The organism is Victivallis lenta (assembly GCF_009695545.1).
Taxonomy (GTDB): Bacteria; Verrucomicrobiota; Lentisphaeria; order Victivallales; family Victivallaceae; genus Victivallis; species Victivallis lenta.
Window position 1 is genome coordinate 89,566 of sequence record NZ_VUNS01000003.1, and the last position, 21,079, is coordinate 110,644.

A 21,079-nucleotide genomic window follows, 5' to 3' on the forward strand; every position below is an offset into this window, starting at 1 on the left:
TACAATCAAGAGGAAACGATATCATGATCAGAACCGTCGTCATCGGAGCCGCGGGCCGCATGGGCCGCCGGCTGGTCGCCAATATCCAGGAAAGCGATACGCTCGAACTTGCGGGAGCGGTCGAATACGCCGAATCCCCGTTCCTCGGGCAGGACGCCGGCGCGGTGGCCGGCTGCGGCAATGCGGGCGTGGCGATCACGGCCGACCTCGCAGGCGCGCTCAAGGGGGCCGATGCCGTCATCAATTTTGCGACGGCCGGCGTCGTCGAAAGCACACGGCTCGCGGCGGAAAACGGCTGCTCCGCGGTGGTCGGCACGACGGCACTGACGGCCGCCGACAAAGCCGAATTCGCAAAGCTGGCGGAGTCCGGCGCGCGGATCGTGGCGGCCTACAATATGAGCGTCGGCGTCAATCTGCTCTTCAAGCTGGTCAAAGAGGCCGCGACGATCCTCGGGCCGGATTACGATGTCGAAATCACCGAGATGCATCACAACCAGAAGAAGGATGCGCCGAGCGGAACGGCGGTCCGGCTCGCCGAGGTCGTCTGCGAGGCGTGGGACTGGGATTACGACAAGGATGTCCGCCACGGCCGCGAAGGCCTGGTCGGCGCGCGGACGAAACATGAAATCGGCATGCATTCTCTGCGCGGCGGCGATGTGGTCGGCGACCACACGGTGATATTTGCGATCAACGGCGAGCGGATCGAGCTGACCCACAAGGCGTCGAGCCGGGATACGTTCGTCAAGGGTGCGCTGCGCGCCGTGGAGTTTCTGGCGAAGGCGAAACCGGGGCTCTACGACATGCAGGACGTGCTGGGCCTGAAATGATCAACGCGTGAAATCGGAGTTGCGGAAATGAAAAGAGATTCCCTGCGGATACTGACGATCGGCAACAGCTTCACGGACAGCCTGGCGCAATATTTCCCGCAGGTTGCGGCCTCGGCGGGATGCGGCCTTGTTTTCGAACGCGCGAACTTCGGCGGCTGCGAACTCGAACGGCATTGGAGCTACATCGAAGCCGAGGAGAAAACGCCGATCTGCCGGATCTACCGCGGCGGCGGCACGAAACTGCGCGACCTTCTCGCCAGAGGCTGGGATATTGTGACGATCCAGCAGGCGAGCCACATGAGCTGGCGGCCAGAGTCGTTCCAGCCGTTTGCGACGAATATCCGCGACTACATCCTGCGGTACGCGCCGCAGGCCGAAGTCGTGATTCAGCAGACCTGGGCCTACCGCGCCGATCACCCGTTCCTGCAGCCCGGCAGCGACTGGGGAATCGACCAGGCCGAAATGTACGGTCGGCTCACCGCGAATTACCGCGAGCTTGCGAAAAAGCTCAATCTGCGAATCATCCCGACCGGTTATGCCGTACAGCTGTCGCGCGCGGCGGAAGAGAAGCCGTTCGTGAATTACGATCCGGCGCTGCTCGAAACGCTGCGCTGGCCGGACCTGCCGCCGCAGGCCGGCGACGTGGTCGGCCAGTGCCATTACCGGAAGGATATGGAAAGCGGCGAACTCAGACTCTGGCGCGACCTGATCCACCTGAACTGCCGCGGGCAGTATCTGCAGGCGTGCGTCTGGACCGCGTTCCTGTTCGGCTGTCCGGTCTCCGAGATCACCTTCGTTCCGGAGGAGCTCGACGACCGCGACGCGGCCGGGCTGCGCCGGACCGCCCAGCAGGCGGTCGATGAATTCAAACAGGAAAAACAGGGGTGAATGTGAAGCGTTCGATCTGGATCATCTCCGGAGAAGCGTCCGGCGACGTATACGGCGCCAAGCTCGCGGCCGAATTGCGCAGGCTTGCCGCCGAACGCGGCGACGAGCTGACCGTCTCCGGCATGGGCGGCCCGAAAATGATCGCGGCCGGCATCGATATCCGGGTCGATTCGACTGAACTCGGCGTCGTCGGAGTCATTGAGGTGCTGAAGCATATCTTCACCTTCATCGGCATCTTTTTCCGTCTGGCCGGGCAGGCGAAGAAGGAACGCCCCGGAGCGGTGGTGCTCATCGACTATCCGGGATTCAACCTTCTGTTCGCGCTGATGATGTACTGGAATAAGATTCCGGTCGTCTGGTACGTCTGCCCGCATCTCTGGGTGTGGGGGAAGTGGCGGCTGCCGGTGCTCGCGAAAATCTGCACGAAGATGCTCGTGATTTTTCCGTTCGAGACCGAAGTGTTCGCCCCGACCCGGCTTGAGACCGAATTCGTCGGCCACCCGCTCGTCGATATCGTGGAAGAGCGGCGCAATCCGGAGATCGTGCGGGACCCGGCCTCCTTCCTGCTCCTGCCGGGCAGCCGGACAATGGAGATCAATTTCCTGCTCGACCCGATGCTCGGCACCGTCGCCGAACTCGCGAAGAAGCATCCCGCGCTGAAGTTCCATATCGCCGCACCGCGCGAGAAAATCGCCCGGCTCTGCCGGGAAAAATATGCGCGCTACCGCGAAAAGCACCCCGACACGCCGGAGGTCGGCATCAGCTGCGGCGACACGAGCGACTGGCAGCAGCGCGCCGGAACCGGTCTCGCCGCCAGCGGCACCGTCACGGTGGAATCGGCCATCGCCGGGCTGCCGCTGGTGGTCGGTTACAAGCTGAACTGGGTCACGATCCTGCTGGCGTCGCTGGTGGTCCGGCTCTACCGCGGCTTCTTCACCATGGTCAATATCATCGCGAACCGCGAAGTGTATCAGGAGTTCCTGCAGCATCATTTCACGCCGAAGGAGCTCGTTCCGGCGGTTGAGGCGATCCTGCCCGGGGGAGCCCGCCGCGCCGAGGTCGAAACCGGCATGGCAGAGGTGAAGCAGCTGCTGACCCCGAACAGCAGCAGCGCCGGCCGCCAGGCCGCCGAAGCCTGTTACGGGGTCCTTGAGGAGCAGCCTCCCCGCTGATCACCTCGCCGACGCGTTGAACAGGATCATCCACGGAACCGGGCTGTTGGCGTTGTAGTTCAGCAGACCGATCTGGACGCCGCTGGTCGCATTGTTGAACAATCCGAGCTGGAGTCCGCCCCCCGGTGGGATGCTGTCTCCCTGATAGGTCACCAGCGCCGTATTGCCCGAAAAGTTCGCCACGCCGACCTGCAGCCCGCGGTTTTCCCACGCGCCGGTCACCAGGGAGAAGCTGACCCCCTGAAAATGCGTGGCGAACGCAACCAGTCCGAACTGCAGCCCGGCAAACCGCGTCGTTTCGCCAAAGCCCTGCACCGATATGCCGTTGATTTCATCGGAAAACCCGAACAGCGGCTGAAGGTTCAATCCGTCAACCCGCTTTTGAGCCCCCCAGAACGGCTCGAGATTCACGCCGATCACCGGCGTATCCGCCGACACGACCGCCAGCTGATCCGGCACCAGAGAGACCTGCAGCAGCGTCCAGGCGACGTTCGGATAATTCGAAGTGCCGGCGGCATGCACGTTTCCGGCTAAGCACACAGCCGCCAGCGACGGCAGCAGCCATTGTTGATACCATTTCATCTTTTCCTCCTCCATGTTCCTGCTATAAGTATACACCCGGAAAACCGGAAATGCAAGGCAATCAAAACCACCGGCGCTGCCGGCGGCATGCGCCGCCATGTCTCCCGGACGATATTACCGCCAGACACGGGCCCGGAGAACTGTTCCGTCATTACAAATGGGCAGAACCTGTAAACGTCGTGCAACAGCATTCGCAAGTTTCCGGAACTGTCAATCCGAAATAAAAAAAGCCGGCCTCCCGCTTCGGGAAACCGGCCGGAACTGCAAAACGGTTACCGGGCGGAGTAGTTGAAGAGAATCATCCACGGAACCACGCTTTCAGCATTGTAGTTCAGGAGGCCGAACTGGAAGCCGTTGGTGGTGCTGTTGAACAGGCCGAACTGCACCCCGCGCGCGGCCGGCGGATTCACATCCTGACCGCCGCAGGCCGGAGCCGAAGCGCCGGAGAGGTTGACCAGACCGATCTGAAGACCGTGATTTTCCCAGGCGCCGGTCACCAGCGCAACGTTCACGCCGCAGAAATAGCGCTGGAACGTGCCGAGACCGACATGCAGACCGATCGATTCGCCGTTGAAGCCGAGGCCCTGGTAAATGATGCCGCGCACCACATCGGTCGTGCCGACGATCGGCTGGAAGTCGATGATGCCGACCTTCTGCTGGGTTCCGTAGAACAGTTCGGCATTGATCCCGAGAACCGGCGTATCGGACGGCACAAGCGCCACCGCATCCGGCACAATCCCGATCTGGAGCAGGCTCCACGGCTTGTTCTCCTGAATAATGGGAGCTCCCGCGGCCCAGAACGAAGCGGCGGCAAGTGTGGTCAGCAGCAGAAACAGTTTGATCGTTTTCATTTTACCTCCTGTTATGGTAGTCTTCTGGTAATATACATCGGTTGGGAAAGAATGCAAATTCAGGCCGTATGCAAGTTTTTACATTAACGAACGGCTCACCGTCCGCAATCTTCAGAACCATCCGGCCGCAAAACAACCCGTCCGACAGTGAAATTGAAAATGCGCCCTGGCGAACGCGAAGTTTTCCCGGCAAACCTCGTTCAAGAAACCCGCATCCGGCGCAAACCCCGTTTATTTCATGATCGGAGCGGAGAATTCCGCAATTTATTTTGACTTTCCCGAAAAACAATATATGTTGAAAAAACAATCGTATCATTTGGAACAACCATGCGGAAAAGTGACTTTCATCCATCGGAAATACCGGCCAAGCCCGGCGTATACGTCTATCGGGACTGGTCCGGCAAAGTGATCTATGTCGGCAAGGCGGCCAATCTGCGCCGCCGCATGAGTTCTTATTTCCAGCCCTCCCGGGTCATGCGGGCCGACGCCAAGCTGCGCTCGCTCATCAATTCGATCGAAGACTGGAGCTATGAGACCGTCCGGACTGAAAATGAAGCCCTGATTCTCGAATCGCGCCTGATCAAAGACTACGCCCCCTATTACAATATCCTGATGCGCGACGACAAGCGATATCTGCTGCTCAAACTCGACTGGACCGAAAAGTTCCCGACCCTGAAGCTGGCGCGGCTGAAGAAAAACGACGGCGCCCAGTATTTCGGTCCGTTCCCGAACGGCGGCGCGCTGCGGATGACCCTGGAATTCCTGCTCGCCTATTTCGGACTTCGCGCCTGCCGCGATTCGGAGCCCGACGCCGAAACCCGCAAACGCTGTCTGAAGCGCATCGTCAACGACTGCTGCGCCCCCTGCATCGGCGCCGTCACTCCCGAGGAGTACCGGCAGCGGGTCAAACGCGCCGTCGCCGTCCTCGAAGGCAATATCGGCGAAGTGACGGCCGCAGTGAAGAAACAGATGGCGGAGGCCGCCGCGGAGGAGCGCTATGAAAAAGCCGCCCATCTGCGCGACGTCATGAGTAATCTCGAGGAGGTGTTCGGCCGTCGGAACCGGATTTTCGTCCGGCCGGAACTGCCGGGCTCCAGCCCGGGGCGGGAGGCGGTCGCGTCTCTCGGAAAGGCGCTCGGCCTTGCGGCTCCTCCCTCCCGCATCATCGGCTTCGATATCTCGAACATCCTCGGCAAGCTCGCCGTCGCCAGCCTGGTCGCCTTCAGAGACGGCAGGCCGGACCGGGACAACTACCGCCGTTTCCGAATCCGGACCGTCCATCAGAGCGACGATTTCGCCATGATGCACGAAGTGCTGGTCCGCCACTTCGGGCGACTGCTCGAAGAGAAACGCCCGCTGCCCGATCTGGTCATGGTGGACGGCGGCAAAGGACAGCTTTCGGCCGCCATCGACGCGCTGATCGAAATCAACTGCCCGCCCCTGCCGGTAATCGGCCTGGCCAAACGCAACGAGGAGATCTATCTGCCCGGGCGGAGCGAACCGGTCGTGCTCGACCGTCACGATCCTGCCCTGCGCATGCTGCAGGCCCTGCGCGACGAAGCGCACCGCTTCGCCATCACCTACCACCGCGAGTTGCGCAACAAGCTCATCGAGCAGTCGAAACTCGACGAAATTCCCGGCATCGGCGCAAACCGCAAACGCGAACTCCTGCGGACATTCGGTTCGCTCCGGGCCCTGAAGAAAGCCGCGCCGGAAACCATCGCGGAGAAGGTTCCGGGAATCGGCGCCGAACTGGCCGGAAAAATCGCCGAGGTACTGAACAGACAATCCCGGCCGGACAACGAAAGAGCCCAACATGAATCAATCGAATGAATCGGATGAATACCGGGAACGGCAGCAGAGAACCCGCCTGCTGGTCGGAGACGGCGGACTGGAGCGGCTGCGGAATGCGCACGTCCTCGTCCTCGGCGTCGGCGGCGTCGGCGCCTATGCGGCGGAACAGCTGGCGCGGGCCGGGATCGGCCGCCTGACGCTGATCGACGGCGATTGCGTGGAGCCGTCCAACTGCAACCGGCAGCTTCCGGCCCTCAGCTCCACACTCGGGCAGCCGAAAGCCCTTGTCATGGCCGAACGCCTGCGGCAGGTCAATCCAGGTCTGGACGTGCAATCCCGCATCGAATTCATCCGCGAATCCGACGTTCCGGAACTGCTGGCCGGCGATTTCGACTATGCGGTCGACGCCATCGACTCGCTGGGTCCCAAAATCGCCTTTCTGCTGGAGTGCCGCCGCCGGAAGCTTCCGCTCATCAGCTCCATGGGAGCCGGCGGCAAGACCGATCCGGCACAGATCCGGCTCGACGATATCTCCAGGACATACGGCTGCGCGCTGGCGCGGGCCGTCCGTTCCCGTCTGCGCGAACACCGGGTCAGCCGCGGCATCAAAGTCGTATTCTCTCCGGAAGCCGTACCGAAATCAGCCGTGGAGTCCGGCCTGAGTCCGGAAGGGAAACAGCGCTCCACCGTCGGAACCATCTCCTATATGCCGGCCTGCTTCGGCTGCTTCTGCGCCGGCGCCGTCCTTCGCGGACTTCTGCAGCATCAATAAATCCGGAAGTCGAGGCAGCCCGGAATTCAAACCTGTATTCCGCAACCGAATCCGGGGGATTTGCATGGCGCCCCGGAAAGCAAGACGCTTACCCCCTCCTGAAAAAACTTCTTCGGAAGACACAAAAAAGCCGGAACGGAAGTCCCGTTCCGGCTTTCTCCGCTGCTCCGGCTCAGAAGTAATTCTGTCCGAACTGCGCCACGCCGCGGTTGCGCTCTTCCTTCGGGAAGAAGGGCGTGCCGTCCGGCTTGACCAGCTTGCAGGTCAGGAAGACGAGCAGATTGCGTTTTTCGGCATTCTCGTAACGCGACTGGAACAGGCGCCCGATGAACGGAAGATCGCCGAGCACCGGGATCTTGTCGAACAGAACCTCGGTCGTATCGGACGCGACACCGCCGAGCACCACCGTATCACCATCATAGACCGTAATCATGGTGTTGATCTCGCGGCGGTCGAAGATCGGCATCTTGAAGTATTCGTCGTCATCACTGTCGCTGTCGCTGTCGCTGTTCGAAACACGCGCGTCGAAGACCATCCAGTCCGAGAAGGTCTGGATCGGGAAAACGATCGGAGCGGTGATCGTACGACGCTCGCGGTCGACCTCCGGCGTAATGTCGAATACGATGCCGAGCTTCCTCGGTTCGGACTCGAACTGCGGCTGCGGGTCGGCACGGAGCGTACGCCAGCTCGAACTCGTCGTGTTCGTTTCGCCGCTGGTGTTGTTGTCGCTGGTCTTCAGATCGATGGTCTCCCAGTCTTCCGGGAAGAAACGCTCCGTCACCATCTCGATGTGCGCCGTCTGCCCGGGCAGGGTGGTCACACGCGGAGAAGCCAGGATGTCACCGCTGTCCGCCCAGTTCAGGGCAAACATGGAACCCGTGATACGCGTGCCGTCGGAGTTTTCCCAGACATACGAGAAGGTGCTCTCGTTCACCGGATTGCGGCTCGCAACCGTCGCATTGCCGCCGGTGTCGCGGTAATAGCGCATCAGCTCGTTGGAGCTCTCGCCCATCACCACGGTATGCCCGTTGGTATTCACCCCGTCGCGGTTGTTGATGGAGACCTGATAGTTGAAAGCCAGTTCCTTCAGGTCGGTCTGCGAAATTTCGATGAACTTGACCATGATCTGAACCATCGGCTCCTGCTGGTCGAGCACCTCATTGATGACATTCGCGATCGCACGGAGGTTCTCCACCGTGTTGGTGACGATCAGGCGGCTGATGCGCGTGTCGTACACAATCTTCGAACCGATCGGGAAATCGACCCCGTTCTGGATGAAGAAGTCGCGCAGCCCCGCACGATCCTCGCCGCCGCCCGGAATCGAAGCAAGCGCCGACTGCTCCACCGGATAAATCCGGGTCTCCATGTCGTCGATCGCCACATTCTGGGGAGCGAGAATCACGGCATACTTCTCGACGCGATAACGCATCTTCGCCGTTTTGCACAAGTTGATGATGACCTCCATAAGAGGACGGTTCGTACTGTACAGCGTGATCCGCTGCTCATCGAGCGGCAGCGCATTCGGATCGTTCGGATCGAACTGCGGCTGCGGCTGCGGCTGCATCGGCTGGGCCGCGCCGGGATACGGCTGGAGCGGCATGCCGTCCGGACCCATCGCCCCCGGATATCCCTCGGCATTGGCCGCAGTCGGCCGGAGGCCGTTCGAACTGAGCAGGACGATATTCACGCCCAGGCGCTCGGGGTCCTGCTGACGGCTCTGATCGCGCAGGTTCTTCACCGCCGTCGCCACCGACACATCTTCAAAGTCGATACGCGGAATGATGATGCTGTCGAGCTTCTTCTGAAGCGCACTCTCTTCCTTCTCCACCTGTTCCACCGGCCCGTCGATCAACAGGTCGGAACCGGTGACGCCGTCGGAATCCGGCGTGATCGGAATCGAATACTTCCATTCGACTTCAGCCACCATTTTGCGCAGAGTCGGGGCAAAACGCTGTTTGCCGATGAACTCGATCTTGCTGTTGCACGCGAGAACATTCTGCAACGCATCCGCGTTGTAGGGATCGATCAGCAGCACTTCCTGAAATTTGCGCAGCGCTTTCAGATACTCGGCGGCGTTGTACAGCTCCCGGCCCTGCTGAAGCAGGACCTGAATGTCATACGCCTCGCGCGCCAGGTTCGGCATGAGCTTCTCCTTGGAAACCGCTTCGCGGTCGGCCGCCGCACGCTGCCGCGTACGATAGAACTCAATCTTCTCGAGCAAGGCCGCACGCTCTTCCGGGCAATACTTGATCGCCTCTTCGCAGAGCTTGATCGCTTCCTCGAAATCACGCGCCTGAACGCGCTCATCCGCCTTCTGCATCGCATCTTTGGCCTTGTCGATGTAGCACTGCTTGATTCTTCTCTGGCAGGCGGCGACCCGATCGCGGAACTCGCTCGAGCTGAAACGCTCAAACAGCTTCTGGGCCGCGATGTAGCAGTCGCGCGCCTGGTCGAACTTCTTGTCGATCAGAAGCTGATTGCCTTTTTTGACCAGCGCGTCACCTTCCGTCTCCACGGCTTCCCTGCCGACCTTATACTGGTTGACGGTGGTCTGCATCTCGGGCGTGACAACCGGCACATCCGCCGCCTGCACGTTCGACAAACAACCGATGCCGAGCGCCATTGCCAGCCCAAGGATTTTTGACTCTCTATTCAACATATCTTTATGCCTCCGGCGTTAATTTTTACCGTTGGAAGTCCGGCGCGCCATTCCGCTGATTCCGACGGATCGGAATACCGTCGTTGTTCACCAGCCGGGTGGTGACGAACAACAACAGGTTGTTGCGGACAGCATCTTCTGCCTGGGTGGAGAAGAAACGGCCGATGAACGGCAGATCCCCGAGGATCGGCCATTTATCCGTACGCTTGTTGGTCGAGCTGTCGATCATGCCGCCGAGCACAATGGTTTCACCGTCGTACACCGTGACATTGACCCGCAGCTGACGGGACGAAATGATCGGCATCCAGACGTTGAACATCATCTCGTAGTTGTAGATCTCAAGCTCACGGCCGGTGATCACGCCCTGCGGATTCTGCACCGGCACATAGCGGGTGATCTGACCGACCACATACAGCGGATACTCGTCCTTGCCGAGGAAGTTCTTGATCACCGGGTTCACGTCGAGCGTGATGGTGTAGTTGTCCGGGTTCACCACCGGAGTCACGTCGAAGTTGATGCCGATATCGTCATACTCTTCAAACGTCGGAGTCGGAATCTTGATCGTCACGCCGTTGTCGTCGTCATCGATCTCATAGGTTTCCCATTCCGTCGGGAACCAGTAGCTCTTCCCCATCTGCACGGAAGCCTTGTTGCCGCTCGTGGTCATGACCTTCGGGGCGGCCAGCGTCTCCGTGCGCATGTTCTGGCTCAACGCATTGACCGTCAGGTAAAGGTTGAACGGGACGTCGGAACCGAAGATGCTCTGCTTGCCGAAAATGGCCGGGAAAATATTCAGATTGTTGACCACCTTCGTATTCACGTTCCAGAGTGAATCCTCGCTGGTGCCGCCGCGCGTGTTCGGCAGACGGCTGCTGCCCTGACCGAACGCCCACCCTTTGTTGGCGCCGCTGGCCAGTTCGAGATTGCCGGTCAGGCTGTTGTATTCCATGTTTCTCGAAACGACGTCCATGGTCCAGTCGAATCCGAGCTCCTGCATGTCGGTCTCGGCAATTTCGATCGCCTTGATTTCCACCATGACAAGCGGAGTCTGGATGCCGTCGAGCTGGCGGAGCAGCTCATCAAGCCGGCGGAGATTTTCAATGGTGTTGCGTACGATCAGCTTGCTCGCGCGCTTGTCGTACGAAATCGAGCTGCCTTCGCCGAACGGCACGCCGCGGTCTTCGAAGTAACGCATCAGCGCCATCGCGGTCACCGAGGTTTTGCGCGTGGAACTCCGGTCCAGAAAAGTCTTGCTCGCCTCACCGCCTTCACCGCCGCGGGCGCCGCCGCCGCCCAGACCGGCCGGCTGCTGTTCCGGCATCGGGGGCATGCCGCCGCCGTACGCCGCGACGCCGGCCGCGGACTCCGCGCTGTCGTCGCCGGTGATGCTCGAAATGAGATCGCCGCGGACCTGGAAATACTGAATCTGCATTTCGTCGACGTTCGGCCCGACGATCACGCCGCTCGGATCCACGCGGTATTTCAGGCCGGTGTCCTGACAGACGTAACGAATCACCTCGCTCATCGGAATCCGGGAGAGGCTCATCGTCACCCGGCCGAGCCTTTCCGCAGTGGCGGTATCAAATCCCGCCGTGATGCTGACGCCCTCCTTATCCGGATCGTAAAGCTTGCTGCGGTCGTTCAGATAGCTCAGGACCGATTTGACGTTCATATCATCGAACTCGATACGCGGGAACACGATGCGTTCCATCTTGGCGAGCGTTCCGTGTCCGGCCGGATTTTTCCGGTCGGCGGTCGGAACATTGGACTGAATGCTGACCGGGAACACCGGCTCCACCCACTGCCACATGCTCGATGCGAGAATGCCTTCGACATCGGCCTTGCGGCGCTTCAGCCCGGCCGTGTAAACCTGCTTGTAAATGTCGTTCAGCAGCTGAATCGCATCCCGCTGGAACGGGTCGATCAGATACACCTCTTCGACCTTGCCGATCGCATCCTCGTAACGCCCCGCCTTGTAGAAGACGCGGGCTTCCTGGAGCAGCCGCTTGATCTTGGCCATATTGTTTTCATACTGCGGATACGTCGTGTTGACATCGGTCTCGGTACGGATATCCGCAGCCTGCTGCCTGGTCCGGCAGTAGTCGATGAACTCCTCGACTTCAATCACCAGCGGGGAATCGGCCTGCGAACCATCCGCCGCCTTCTCCGGCTTGGAAACCTCATTCGCCTCCGACGCCAGCTGAATCGCATTCGGATAACGCTCTTCCGCCGCGGCAACCTTCGCCTTTTTGAGCAGCTCCTGGCCCTGCTCGAGCTTGCGGCTTTCGAGTTCCCGCAGGAAAAGCCGGTGCCGCTCTTTCCCGAGCGTTCCGTAATTGTGAGCAGGATCTGCCAGTTCGGCGATCACGGCCTGAAATTCCTTCTTGCCGTTTTCAAAATCCATTTTCCGGGCGGCTTCGATCCGGGCATCCTGTTCCGCGAATTTCTGGCGACGCAGTGCTTTTTCCCGCTCGCTCAGTTCGTTGTCCTCCTTTTGGGCCGTGGCGACCACCGCCGCTGTCTCCGGCTGATCCGCGGCGAATGCGTCGCCGGGAATTCCGGAAACCGCAACCGCGAAACCAATCGCGACCATTCCCCGCGAAAACAGCTTTCGGTTTGAGATTTCCATGCTCGTTGTCTACCTTAGTTTGTTGATCGATCTATCTCTTTAAGAATACTTATGCTGAAAACATTACCGCCTGCCCGGAGCCTGATACCGACGCTGTCCGGGCGCATAGGGACCACCGGGGCCGTAAGGCATGTCGGGGCCGTATTCCCCCATCCGGTTCTGCTGTCTCTCTCTGACCTTCATGCGCGGCGAAACCTGACCGAAGCCGGAGACCAGCATGACCGTACCGTTCTTGTCCTTCGTCGCGTTGGGGTCGCCTTCCGCGGCGGAGGGGTTCTCCAGAAGAACCGAACCGGCTTTGGTGTCGAATGACTTGACCCGGTAGCTCTCGGAACCGGTCAGCCGATTGCCGAGCGAAAACTGTTCGCCGACGGTGACCGTGATGCGCTTGCCGGGATTGGCGGAGTCTTCGAGCTGCGCCTTGTCCACAAACGACCTGACCGTTTCCCCGGCCTTCATCTGCACTTCCAGATTGCCGCCGACCTCTTTCAGGAAAAGGATGGAAGCATCTTTCTTTTCACCGTTTACATTTTCGACCTTCCGTTCGGCCTTCTCAATCTTGAAATATTTTCTGTCCAGCTCGATTTCACCGCCGATCGTGTTGATGTCGCCGTTATTGAACTTCAACACCCACAGCTGCGGATCGTCTTCGCCGTCCGTCGTGTCGATCCCCGTGAACTTCACCGGCAGCGAAACCTTGCCGACTTCGATGACGCGAAGCCGGTGCCAGAGCGGCGGATGATTGCGCGGATCGCCCATATCCGTCTTCATCACATATTCGTAAATGTTTGAGAAACCATCGCCGTCGATATCGTAAAAGCGCACGTCGGGATCGTTCGGGTCGAGCTGATACTGCCGGAGAATATCCTCCGGAATCATCACATCGAGCACGCCCTCATCCGGCGGCTCCGCAAACGCTTCGCCGTTATTCGCCGCATTCTTGCAGAACGGGCAGACGCTCTGCTTCTCCATATAGGAGCGCGGAATCAGCTTCTTGCAGAACGGGCAGCGCACGATCCGGAACACAAAGGACAGATCCGAATAATGGTCCTCATTCCCCTTTGCGCGGGGACCCGGATTCACCCAGCTCAGACTCGTGCTTTTCAGGATCTCCGGGACGTTGAACGACGGATCGTTCGGATCCTGAATCTTATAATCGGCCTCCCGCGTCGGAATCTGCAGGTGGTGCTCCTGAATTTCGCCGGTCTGCTTGATGATGTTCAGCACATGGAACATTGAGGCGATGAAGATCACCAGGAGCAAAAGCAGGATCAGCTTTTCGTAATGTTTTTTTATGAAATCCAAAATGAACCTCCGCCTTCACTAAATTCCGTTACCGGATTCCATGATATATTCCACATCGATGATCGCCCGGCACAAACCGCTCTTGCCGATCAGCGTTTCGCCATAACCGGAACGCAGATTGTACGGAAGATTCTTCTCTTCCTCCTCCTGCTGCTTGCGCAGAGCCGCCGCCTGCGCTGCCTGTTCGGCCGCGCTCATCTGCCCCTCCGGCATATAGTTCTGCGGCATTCCGCGGCGGCGGCGGCCCGGCGTCATGGGGGAATTCCCCATCTGCGGCGCCGTCATCCCCGGCAGAACGATCGGAACGATCTCATCCGGCGTCAGCAACGTCCTGGCGCCGTCATCATCCTGGTACAGGAAAATGCTGCGCACGACATAGACCCGGTTCTCGTGAAAGGCCTGATCCAGAATGGCGACCAGCTTGCGGATGCTTTCCATCGTGCCGGTCACCTCAATCGAATAGTGGAACACATCAAAACTGCCGACTTTCTCCGGCTGGATGGCGCGCTTGCGGAAGGAGACAAAGCTGTGGATGCCGGACTCGCTCGCCCGCTTCACGAAATCGCTCAGAATCTCCCAATGCTGCGCGATCATCGGATAGTCGTCCGGCAGATAGCCCGAACGCATATCAAAATTTCCGGAACCGGACGTCGCAGGCAGCACAAAGGAGAAATTTGCGGCTTCCGGAGTCTCGAACAGAATCTTGTCCTTGGTCATCTCAAGCATGCGCCGACGGTTTTCCGCCATGAAACGCTGGAGATTTTCCGGCTTGTTGTCAAACCGGCGCATCACGCCGAGCGAACTCAGGAAAACTTCGTCGATGTTGTTGTCCGTAATCGGCTCGGCGGTCAACTTCTCCGCCAGCCCGCGGAAAGCCTGCATCGCCTCGGGCCAGTTCCGGAAACGGCGCTGGAACAGTTTGTAATCAATCCCTTTCTGGGCCGTGGACTCGCTCTTGGTCCACTCCGCAGTAAACTCCTCCTTGAATTTCTTCAGGGAGATTTTCTTGCCGTCATTCAGCCGCAGAACGGAAATGAACTGATCGAGGGCCGGCTGCAGCGGATGCCCGAACTTGCCGCGCAGCTGATCCGCAGCACGGGAATAGAGCTTGATATCGGTTTCGATCAGCGGAACGTTCCCGTCCACCGGCGCCGGCGTCTTTTTGATCAGGTTCGCAATGTCGGAACGCAACTGCTCCGTCTGAGCGATATACCGCGACATCTGGATATACTCCATTGCCGTCCACACCAGGAGCCCGATCGTCGCAATCAGGGATAACCCGAGGACGACAATCAATACCAAATTGTTTTTTATGATTCGTTTCACTGTGCGTTCTCCGTGCTATTTCTTGATCGGTTCCTTGAGCTTGACCAACATCTCGAAAGAACTCAAGTTGAGCGTATCGGTCTCCGGTGCGTATTTGACCAAAACGGAACCGTCGTCAGCATCCGAGAAAAACGTCGAATCCTTCAGCCGTTTCTGAAATTCCTGCTCCAGGAGGTTCGCCCCCATGATCAGCGTGTAACCGACGAGACGGATCTGCTTGACTTCGGTGATGTCGGCCGGCGAAGGCGGCAGATTCGACTCCGGGCCGCTCATCATGCCACCCTCTCCGCCCGGGCCGAACGGCGAACCGCCGAAGGCCGGCCCCCCGAACGGCGAACCGCCGAACGGAGAATCCGGCGAACCGGCCGCGCCGTCGGAATTCGGGACCTCGTCGCCGACGCCTTCCAGCGTCGTCACCCACATCATGTCCGGCATGCGCTGTTCGAGCTCGGTCAGCATGTTGGTCCACTTGGCGCGGTCCTTCAGAAACTGCATCGGCTCTTCGTAAGAGCCCTTGGCTGAATTCAGCCGGCTGACCAGCCCGTCCACCTGGGAAACCTTCTTGTTCGTCTTATCCACCTCGACCTGCACGCGGTCGACGCGCTGCTTGTCGAAATTCAGACGCTTGTTGACGCCGAACGAGAAGATCAGCAGACATACGATCAGAGAAAATGCCGAAATATAGAAATAAGGCTTCTTGCGGTTCAACTCGACCTGGTTCCTGATCGAAGCCGGAATCAGCGAAATATCGATCGGGCACTGCGTCACGCTGCGGAGACTCATGCCGATCATCTCCTGGAACATCGGGGCGATCGCCTGCAGCGCCTCCTTGTCGACCGAATCATCAATGGTGATCGCGCCGAACGTGTTCAGGTATTCGACCGGCAGACGCAGCTTCTCATTGAAGAAGTCCGTAATGTACAGCATGGTCGAACCGCCGCCGGACAGCAGGATGCGGCTCGGCTGGTGGCCGCCGTGCTGCGAGCGCCAGACGTTGATCGAACGGCTCACTTCGCCGTGCAGACGAGTCATGACGTTACGGGCGATTTTCGAAATCGTCGCCGCCACCTCCGACTCCGGCTCCTCGTAAGCGCCGCCGAGCGCCACAAAGCCGTGGCGGTGCTTCAGATCCTCCGCTTCCGAGAAGCCGATGCCGAACTCCTTGGCGACCTGCTGGGTGATCGTATCCCCGCCGATCGGAATCGGCCGGATGAACACCCGGTTCTGGTCGGCGATCATCAGGTTCGACCCGCGGCCGCCGATGTTGAGGATGAGCGCGCATTCGTCGTCGCGCAACTGGGTGCCCTTCGCCGCATTAAACAGGGCGACCGGCGCAATTTCGACCGACAGGATCTTCCTGCCGGAGTCTTCGATCACATCGGTATAGCGGACAATCTGATCCGTTTTGACGGCAACGAACAACGCTTCGTACTCTTCGTGATCTTCGGAAATCTCGATCGTGCTGCCGTCTTCCTGCATTTCGCTGCGGCGATCTTCCCAGGCATGGCGGATCAACTGGTAATCCCACACGACTTCGCTCATCGCGTACGGCACCGTCTGGCGCGCCTCGTATTCGACCACGCGGGCGATTGCACTCTTGTTGCCGAGAAGCGACGGAAGTTTGCTCAGGCGGGAGAACGACGACTGCCCGGACAACGAAAGCCGGACCTGCCTGGCCGTAAAATTGTGTTCCGCGATCATTTCGTTGTAAGCCTGGGCAAAAGCGGAGTTGTCCCCCTCCTGCTCCTCAAGCTTGCGAAATGCGAACTTCCGGAGCATGACTGCTCCGCCGGGCGGAAAGACGAATTCGGCCATCTTCAAGCTGTCGCCGCCGACGTCAATCGTTAAAACCGTGTTCTCTTTTGGCATTTTAATGATTGTTCCACATGTTCTGCACCGGATGGCATCCCCGGCGCCATTGTTATAGAATGGTAATCAATTCACAAATCACTGTCTTACTTTTCCGCCGCGCGGCCGCCGGCCGGTTTGAGAAAATCGAAATCATCTATATCAAGGTAAGCCCAGGGAGTCAGATTGCGCGGAAGAATGGCGCCGGGAATCGTCAGAGCAGCTCCCGCATTCAGCTTGGAGAAATATTCGGCATAATCCTTGTCGGACATGCCGCGTTGACCATAGAACCCCGTGCCGATCACCGTGCCGGCGCGGTCCTTGAACAGAACCTCCATGACGAAGGTTCCGCTCGTGCTGACCACACTGGCCGAACCGGTGGACGGCAGATAGCGGTCCAGAATCTGGGGAGGGACAAACATCGTGGCGATATGTTTGCGGTTGTCGAGCGGAATGGTCCAGAACTCGCTCGTACCGGTAAAGAGGATCGGCTGCGCCCGGCCGTCCGACTGGCCGTTGAAGACGGCCCGGATGTTCATCGTTACGTCATCAATCCAGAAATGGCGCTGCCTCTGGGGCATGACGGGCGTGAATTCGACGGAAATCACCAGCCATTTGTTCCGCCAGGAACTGCTGGTCGACGGGGTGGAGTTCGAAGTATTTCGAAAACTGGGTGGATTGCTGGTGTTGAGAGTCACTTTTACCTTGGTGAACAACTCCTCGACCGCCGCAGCACGCGCATCTTGCGCGCCGTGCAGAAGCAGCGCGGTCAAGCCGACCAGAAACAGCCATTTTTTCATACGAAAATTTCCCCGCTGGATTTCCACTCTTTATTGTTTGTTATCGGCCCCGGCTTCGGCCGCGGCTTTCGAAGATTCGTCAACCGCCGCCGGAACCGCATCCGTCTTCGGCGTTTCGACGGGAGCCTCCATGCCGCTTTCGAGCTGACGGGTCACGGCGGAGGCGGAGTTGTCGTCCCGGTAGCCGTGGCCGATCAGCGAGGCAAGGATCAGCGCCAGAAGGAAAAAAACACCGGTCATGATCACCGTCGCCTTCGTCAGATGGCTGCCGGCCTGCGCCCCGAACACCGATTCGCCGATTCCGCCGAAAGCCGCGCCCATCCCGCCGGACTTCGACGGCTGGATCAGGATGATCCCGATCACCAGCAGCGAAAGAATCGCCACAAGTACGTACAGAAAAACGATCATATCAAATCGCGCCTTATCTTTTCGTTATGTTTCGGGATACGCGAGCACAAATACCCTATGCTCTGTATCCCGGCCCCGGTTAATATTAGCCCCCATCGAATAAAAAGTCAACCCCTTTTTACCGCCAGCCGGCTAATAATCTCAATTATTTTCCAAAATTGATGCCGTTTTTACTCGGCAATCGCATTGTGAACCAGCGCGGCAAAGCTGTCCGCCTTCAACGCCGCGCCGCCGATCAGGCCGCCGTCGATGTTGCGCTGAGCAACGAGCTCCTTCGCGTTTTCGGCCTTCATGCTGCCGCCGTACTGGATGCGGACGCCTTCGCCGACTTCCTTGCCGAACATGTCATTCAGAGTCATCCGGATGAAGTTGTGAGTCTCTTCGGCGAGCTCCGGCGTCGCGGTCTTGCCGGTTCCGATGGCCCAGACCGGCTCGTAGGCGATCACCACGTTGGCCATATCCTCCTTCGTGAGCCCGGCCAGGCCGCCCTCGAGCTGGGTGAACAGGACCTTCTCGGTCTTGCCGCTCTCGCGCTCTTCGAGCATTTCGCCGATGCAGACAATCGGCTTGAAGCCGGCGGCCAGCGCGGCCTTGACGCGCTTGTTGACCGTCTCATCCGTCTCGCCGAAATACTGCCGGCGTTCGCTGTGGCCGATGATCACATATTCGACACCGAGCTCTTTCAGCATGTCGGCGGCGATTTCTCCGGTGAACGCGCCGCTGGCGGCCCAGTGGATATTCTGCGCACCGAGCTTGATGTTGCTGCCCTTGATCGCCTCGGCGACCGCGGCGATGGTCGTGAACGGCGGGCAGACGACGATATCGGCCTTCGACGGGCAGACGTCGGCAACCAGTCCCTTCAGGGCTTCGACCAAGGCCTTGCCCTCGGCGGCGGTCTTGTTCATCTTCCAGTTTCCGGCGATAATGACTTTGCGATCCATACAAATACCTCTCTATTTTCTTCATTCATGCGTTGTGACATAAAGTGCCAAGGGGAAAAATAACACACCGCAACACATTTTGCAACCCCTAAGATGTTGATCGTCCGGGATTCATTCCGTTTTTTGCTTGGGAATTCCGAACAGTCATTTCTTTTTCACGGCGACCGCCGTCGCATGCTGGCTCCTCCGCCAGAGAATCCAGAGCGAAAAAAAGCCGGTGGACGACTCCGTGATCTCCACGTCCTCCACTTCGGCCTTCAGCTGCTTCGCCCAGCCTTTCAGCATCATATCCGTATACTTGTTTTCGATCCGGTTCCGGCAGGTGACATAGTCGCGCCGGTTCGGCCGGTTCGGATTGCCGCTCCACAGCGGAATATAGTAGAACAGGAAAATCCCCCAGTTGCTCCCTTCGAGATTTGCAACCACCCGCTCCCCGCTCGAACTGGTCTGCCCCTCCGCGGGCGGCAGCATGGTGACCACCGAGGTGTTGCACCCCGCCGTCATCAGGATCGCCGCGGCCAGCGCGACCGTCATCACTGCTTTTCCCATTCCATAGGTTCCTTCTTTTTTGATTTTACTAATTTAAACGGTCAAAACCGATTTTGCAAGTAATCTGCCGGAATCCTTGCCGCGAATCCCCCGGCTCCGCGTTTTGACCGGATACAGCCGTAACTGAAAAACCATCAACGGCTCATCGGATCCTAACATCCCGGCAATACATTACGAAACAGAAAACAATTTCCGAACCTTATCCCTTAACGAAAGGACAGCAGCATGAATCAGCCGATTGCGGCCCTTGCCGTTTCCGCGGGGCTTCTCCTGCCCGGCGCTCTCGCCGCCGCGCCCCCCGAAACCGGGGAGACCCGGACCATCCGCCTGATCCAGGACGATGCCCAGGAATACATGATTTCCAAGGTTTACGAACTCAAATACCTGAAAGCGAACGACGTCGCCCCCTTCGTCCTCGGCGTGGTCAAACGCAACAACACGCAGTCGACCGTGAACCGCATCAACTACAGGGCCGGCGACGAGCAACTGCTGACCGTAAGCTGTCCGGTCCGCATGATGCCGTATGTCGACGACCTCATCGCCAAACTCGACCGCCCGGCGCGGGTGGCCGGCGGCGGCGAAGACCCGATCCGCGGAACCGGCATCACCCGGAACCTCTATCCGGCGCGGTTCCGTTCGGCCCGGGTCATGGTCGACGTCATGACCGGAACCGGCATCAACGGCGGCGCCGACTCCTTCGTCGGCTACGACGCGGAAACCAACCTCATCTACTGGAAGGACGACGCCAACAAAAGCAATGACCTCCTCAAATATCTGGCCTGGCTCGACCGGCCGGTTCCGATGGTCAACCTCGCCTTCACGGTCTATGAGGTGCGGGAGAGCACGCTGCGCGATCTCGGCATCGACTACCTGGCCTGGCGCAACGGCCCCGGCCTCAACCTGCTTCAGGCCGGTTTCAATGCCATGAGCCTCGATTCGGCCGGTTCGGCCGCCCTTTCGGCGGCTTCGGGCGGTTTCGGCGCGTTCTTCATCGCGCCGCAGTTCGACGCGAGCTTCATCCGGGTGCTCCAGCAGAACGGAAAGGCCACGATCGCCAACACGGCCAGCCTCACGGTGCCGAACAGTGAAAGCGCGAGTTACTCGGTCGGCTTTTCCCCGCAGTCTCAGGCGATTTTCAAGCGAAACAACGACCAGCTTCAGGTCGGCATCTCCGGTGTCGGCATGAAGGGCGGAATCGAACAGCCGGAGTCGGGCCCGGGTGCGGAGAACCCGCTGCTGAACAGCCCGGAACCTCCGCCGCCGCTCGCGCTTACCGTCACGGCGCCGCGCATCAACTTCCGCAGTTCGGCCGACGCCAAAACCGGACTGATTCCCGATCAGGCGGCGAATTACAACCATTCGGTTCAGGCCCTGGTCACCTTCCGCTACCTGATCCGGACCGCCGATGTGGTCGAACGCAACAGTTACGGCGCGGAGCTGGCGGAGGTCAGCACGGTCACCGGCGACTGCAATCTGCTCTCCGGCGGGGAGAAGCTGCTCTCGGCCTGGAGCAAAGAGAGCGATGTCGAACAACGGATCGGCATTCCTTTCCTCTCCGACATTCCGGTGCTCGGCAGCCTGTTCAGCACCACGACCGTCAACCGCGAGAAGAGCTACTTCTTCATCACGGCGAAAACCATGCTCGTCCACCCGGAGAGCGCGCCGGCGGAGTACAGCGGCCAGCTCAAAGCCTTCAGCGAACTCATTCCGCAGACAGCAGAACGTTAA

General features: G+C 59.4%; 17 protein-coding genes. 6 read left to right on the plus strand and 11 right to left on the minus strand.

The window, feature by feature from the left end:
* Nucleotides 1-23 precede the first annotated feature (23 nt).
* From dapB to lpxB, 3 genes are read left to right on the plus strand one after another with little or no spacing between them, the layout of a single operon-like run.
* Nucleotides 24-827, plus strand: a complete 804-nt coding sequence (gene dapB / locus FYJ85_RS04195; RefSeq protein ID WP_106053955.1) for a 4-hydroxy-tetrahydrodipicolinate reductase — start codon at nt 24-26, stop codon at nt 825-827.
* 27 nt (nt 828-854) lie between these two features.
* A complete protein-coding gene (locus FYJ85_RS04200) occupies nt 855-1,715 on the plus strand; it encodes a DUF4886 domain-containing protein (protein ID WP_106053954.1) in 861 nt (286 codons plus the stop codon).
* Nucleotides 1,712-2,887, plus strand: coding sequence for a lipid-A-disaccharide synthase (gene lpxB, locus FYJ85_RS04205; RefSeq protein WP_154417078.1), 1,176 nt, complete (start codon nt 1,712-1,714; stop codon nt 2,885-2,887). Before FYJ85_RS04200 ends, lpxB begins: the two co-directional genes overlap by 4 nt.
* Here lpxB and FYJ85_RS04210 read toward each other — a convergent pair whose 3' ends face one another.
* Complete coding sequence (locus FYJ85_RS04210) at nt 2,888-3,469, minus strand: hypothetical protein (RefSeq protein ID WP_154417079.1); 582 nt, start codon at nt 3,467-3,469, stop codon at nt 2,888-2,890.
* Nucleotides 3,470-3,741: 272 nt separating this feature from the next.
* Nucleotides 3,742-4,320 carry a hypothetical protein gene (locus FYJ85_RS04215; protein WP_154417080.1) on the minus strand — a complete coding sequence of 193 codons (579 nt, stop codon included), beginning with the start codon at nt 4,318-4,320 and terminating at the stop codon, nt 3,742-3,744.
* Between the two features lie 327 nt (nt 4,321-4,647).
* Here FYJ85_RS04215 and FYJ85_RS04220 point away from each other — a divergent pair, with 327 nt between their 5' ends.
* Both FYJ85_RS04220 and FYJ85_RS04225 read left to right on the plus strand, forming a co-directional pair.
* Entirely contained in the window at nt 4,648-6,153 is a 1,506-nt protein-coding gene (locus FYJ85_RS04220; protein ID WP_154417081.1) for an excinuclease ABC subunit UvrC, read from the plus strand.
* Nucleotides 6,137-6,886: a tRNA threonylcarbamoyladenosine dehydratase gene (locus FYJ85_RS04225; protein ID WP_154417082.1), complete on the plus strand. Its 750-nt coding sequence runs from the start codon at nt 6,137-6,139 to the stop codon at nt 6,884-6,886. The genes FYJ85_RS04220 and FYJ85_RS04225 overlap by 17 nt, the downstream gene beginning before the upstream one ends.
* Before the next feature lie 172 nt (nt 6,887-7,058).
* On the opposite strand, the gene FYJ85_RS04230 is transcribed toward FYJ85_RS04225, so the two are convergent.
* The 9 genes from FYJ85_RS04230 to FYJ85_RS04270 form a co-directional block, all read right to left on the minus strand.
* Nucleotides 7,059-9,545 (minus strand): hypothetical protein, encoded by a 2,487-nt coding sequence (locus FYJ85_RS04230; RefSeq protein ID WP_154417083.1) that lies wholly within the window; start codon nt 9,543-9,545, stop codon nt 7,059-7,061.
* Between the two features lie 25 nt (nt 9,546-9,570).
* The gene (locus FYJ85_RS04235; protein ID WP_106053947.1) at nt 9,571-12,174 is read right to left on the minus strand and encodes a type II secretion system protein GspD; all 2,604 of its coding nucleotides are present in this window, start codon (nt 12,172-12,174) and stop codon (nt 9,571-9,573) included.
* Between the two features lie 63 nt (nt 12,175-12,237).
* On the minus strand, nt 12,238-13,479 hold the full coding sequence (locus FYJ85_RS04240) for an Amuc_1099 family pilus-like system protein (RefSeq protein WP_154417084.1): 1,242 nt from the start codon (nt 13,477-13,479) through the stop codon (nt 12,238-12,240).
* An 18-nt stretch (nt 13,480-13,497) separates the two neighbouring features.
* Nucleotides 13,498-14,805, minus strand: coding sequence for a hypothetical protein (locus FYJ85_RS04245; RefSeq protein WP_154417085.1), 1,308 nt, complete (start codon nt 14,803-14,805; stop codon nt 13,498-13,500).
* Nucleotides 14,806-14,820: 15 nt separating this feature from the next.
* The gene (pilM, locus tag FYJ85_RS04250; RefSeq protein WP_154417086.1) at nt 14,821-16,674 is read right to left on the minus strand and encodes a pilus assembly protein PilM; all 1,854 of its coding nucleotides are present in this window, start codon (nt 16,672-16,674) and stop codon (nt 14,821-14,823) included.
* Nucleotides 16,675-16,760: 86 nt separating this feature from the next.
* Nucleotides 16,761-17,453 (minus strand): hypothetical protein, encoded by a 693-nt coding sequence (locus FYJ85_RS04255; protein WP_154417087.1) that lies wholly within the window; start codon nt 17,451-17,453, stop codon nt 16,761-16,763.
* Between the two features lie 30 nt (nt 17,454-17,483).
* Nucleotides 17,484-17,861: a preprotein translocase subunit SecG gene (secG, locus tag FYJ85_RS04260; RefSeq protein WP_154417088.1), complete on the minus strand. Its 378-nt coding sequence runs from the start codon at nt 17,859-17,861 to the stop codon at nt 17,484-17,486.
* 170 nt (nt 17,862-18,031) lie between these two features.
* The gene (gene tpiA, locus FYJ85_RS04265) at nt 18,032-18,802 is read right to left on the minus strand and encodes a triose-phosphate isomerase (protein ID WP_154417089.1); all 771 of its coding nucleotides are present in this window, start codon (nt 18,800-18,802) and stop codon (nt 18,032-18,034) included.
* A gap of 144 nt (nt 18,803-18,946) precedes the next feature.
* Nucleotides 18,947-19,351, minus strand: a complete 405-nt coding sequence (locus FYJ85_RS04270) for a hypothetical protein (protein WP_106053940.1) — start codon at nt 19,349-19,351, stop codon at nt 18,947-18,949.
* Nucleotides 19,352-19,576: 225 nt separating this feature from the next.
* Between FYJ85_RS04270 and FYJ85_RS04275 the strand changes: the two genes are divergently transcribed.
* The gene (locus tag FYJ85_RS04275; RefSeq protein ID WP_154417090.1) at nt 19,577-21,079 is read left to right on the plus strand and encodes a hypothetical protein; all 1,503 of its coding nucleotides are present in this window, start codon (nt 19,577-19,579) and stop codon (nt 21,077-21,079) included.

What these genes read in the sequence shown, in the direction of transcription:
- FYJ85_RS04275 (WP_154417090.1), top strand. Translation starts at nt 19,577, where the DNA reads ATGAATCAGCCGATTGCGGCCCTTGCCGTTTCCGCGGGGCTTCTCCTG.
- secG (WP_154417088.1), bottom strand. Translation starts at nt 17,861, where the DNA reads ATGATCGTTTTTCTGTACGTACTTGTGGCGATTCTTTCGCTGCTGGTG.
- dapB (WP_106053955.1), top strand. Translation starts at nt 24, where the DNA reads ATGATCAGAACCGTCGTCATCGGAGCCGCGGGCCGCATGGGCCGCCGG.
- FYJ85_RS04215 (WP_154417080.1), bottom strand. Translation starts at nt 4,320, where the DNA reads ATGAAAACGATCAAACTGTTTCTGCTGCTGACCACACTTGCCGCCGCT.
- pilM (WP_154417086.1), bottom strand. Translation starts at nt 16,674, where the DNA reads ATGCCAAAAGAGAACACGGTTTTAACGATTGACGTCGGCGGCGACAGC.
- tpiA (WP_154417089.1), bottom strand. Translation starts at nt 18,802, where the DNA reads ATGGATCGCAAAGTCATTATCGCCGGAAACTGGAAGATGAACAAGACC.
- FYJ85_RS04270 (WP_106053940.1), bottom strand. Translation starts at nt 19,351, where the DNA reads ATGGGAAAAGCAGTGATGACGGTCGCGCTGGCCGCGGCGATCCTGATG.
- FYJ85_RS04255 (WP_154417087.1), bottom strand. Translation starts at nt 17,453, where the DNA reads ATGAAAAAATGGCTGTTTCTGGTCGGCTTGACCGCGCTGCTTCTGCAC.
- FYJ85_RS04220 (WP_154417081.1), top strand. Translation starts at nt 4,648, where the DNA reads ATGCGGAAAAGTGACTTTCATCCATCGGAAATACCGGCCAAGCCCGGC.
- FYJ85_RS04230 (WP_154417083.1), bottom strand. Translation starts at nt 9,545, where the DNA reads ATGTTGAATAGAGAGTCAAAAATCCTTGGGCTGGCAATGGCGCTCGGC.
- FYJ85_RS04210 (WP_154417079.1), bottom strand. Translation starts at nt 3,469, where the DNA reads ATGAAATGGTATCAACAATGGCTGCTGCCGTCGCTGGCGGCTGTGTGC.
- FYJ85_RS04225 (WP_154417082.1), top strand. Translation starts at nt 6,137, where the DNA reads ATGAATCAATCGAATGAATCGGATGAATACCGGGAACGGCAGCAGAGA.
- FYJ85_RS04200 (WP_106053954.1), top strand. Translation starts at nt 855, where the DNA reads ATGAAAAGAGATTCCCTGCGGATACTGACGATCGGCAACAGCTTCACG.
- FYJ85_RS04235 (WP_106053947.1), bottom strand. Translation starts at nt 12,174, where the DNA reads ATGGAAATCTCAAACCGAAAGCTGTTTTCGCGGGGAATGGTCGCGATT.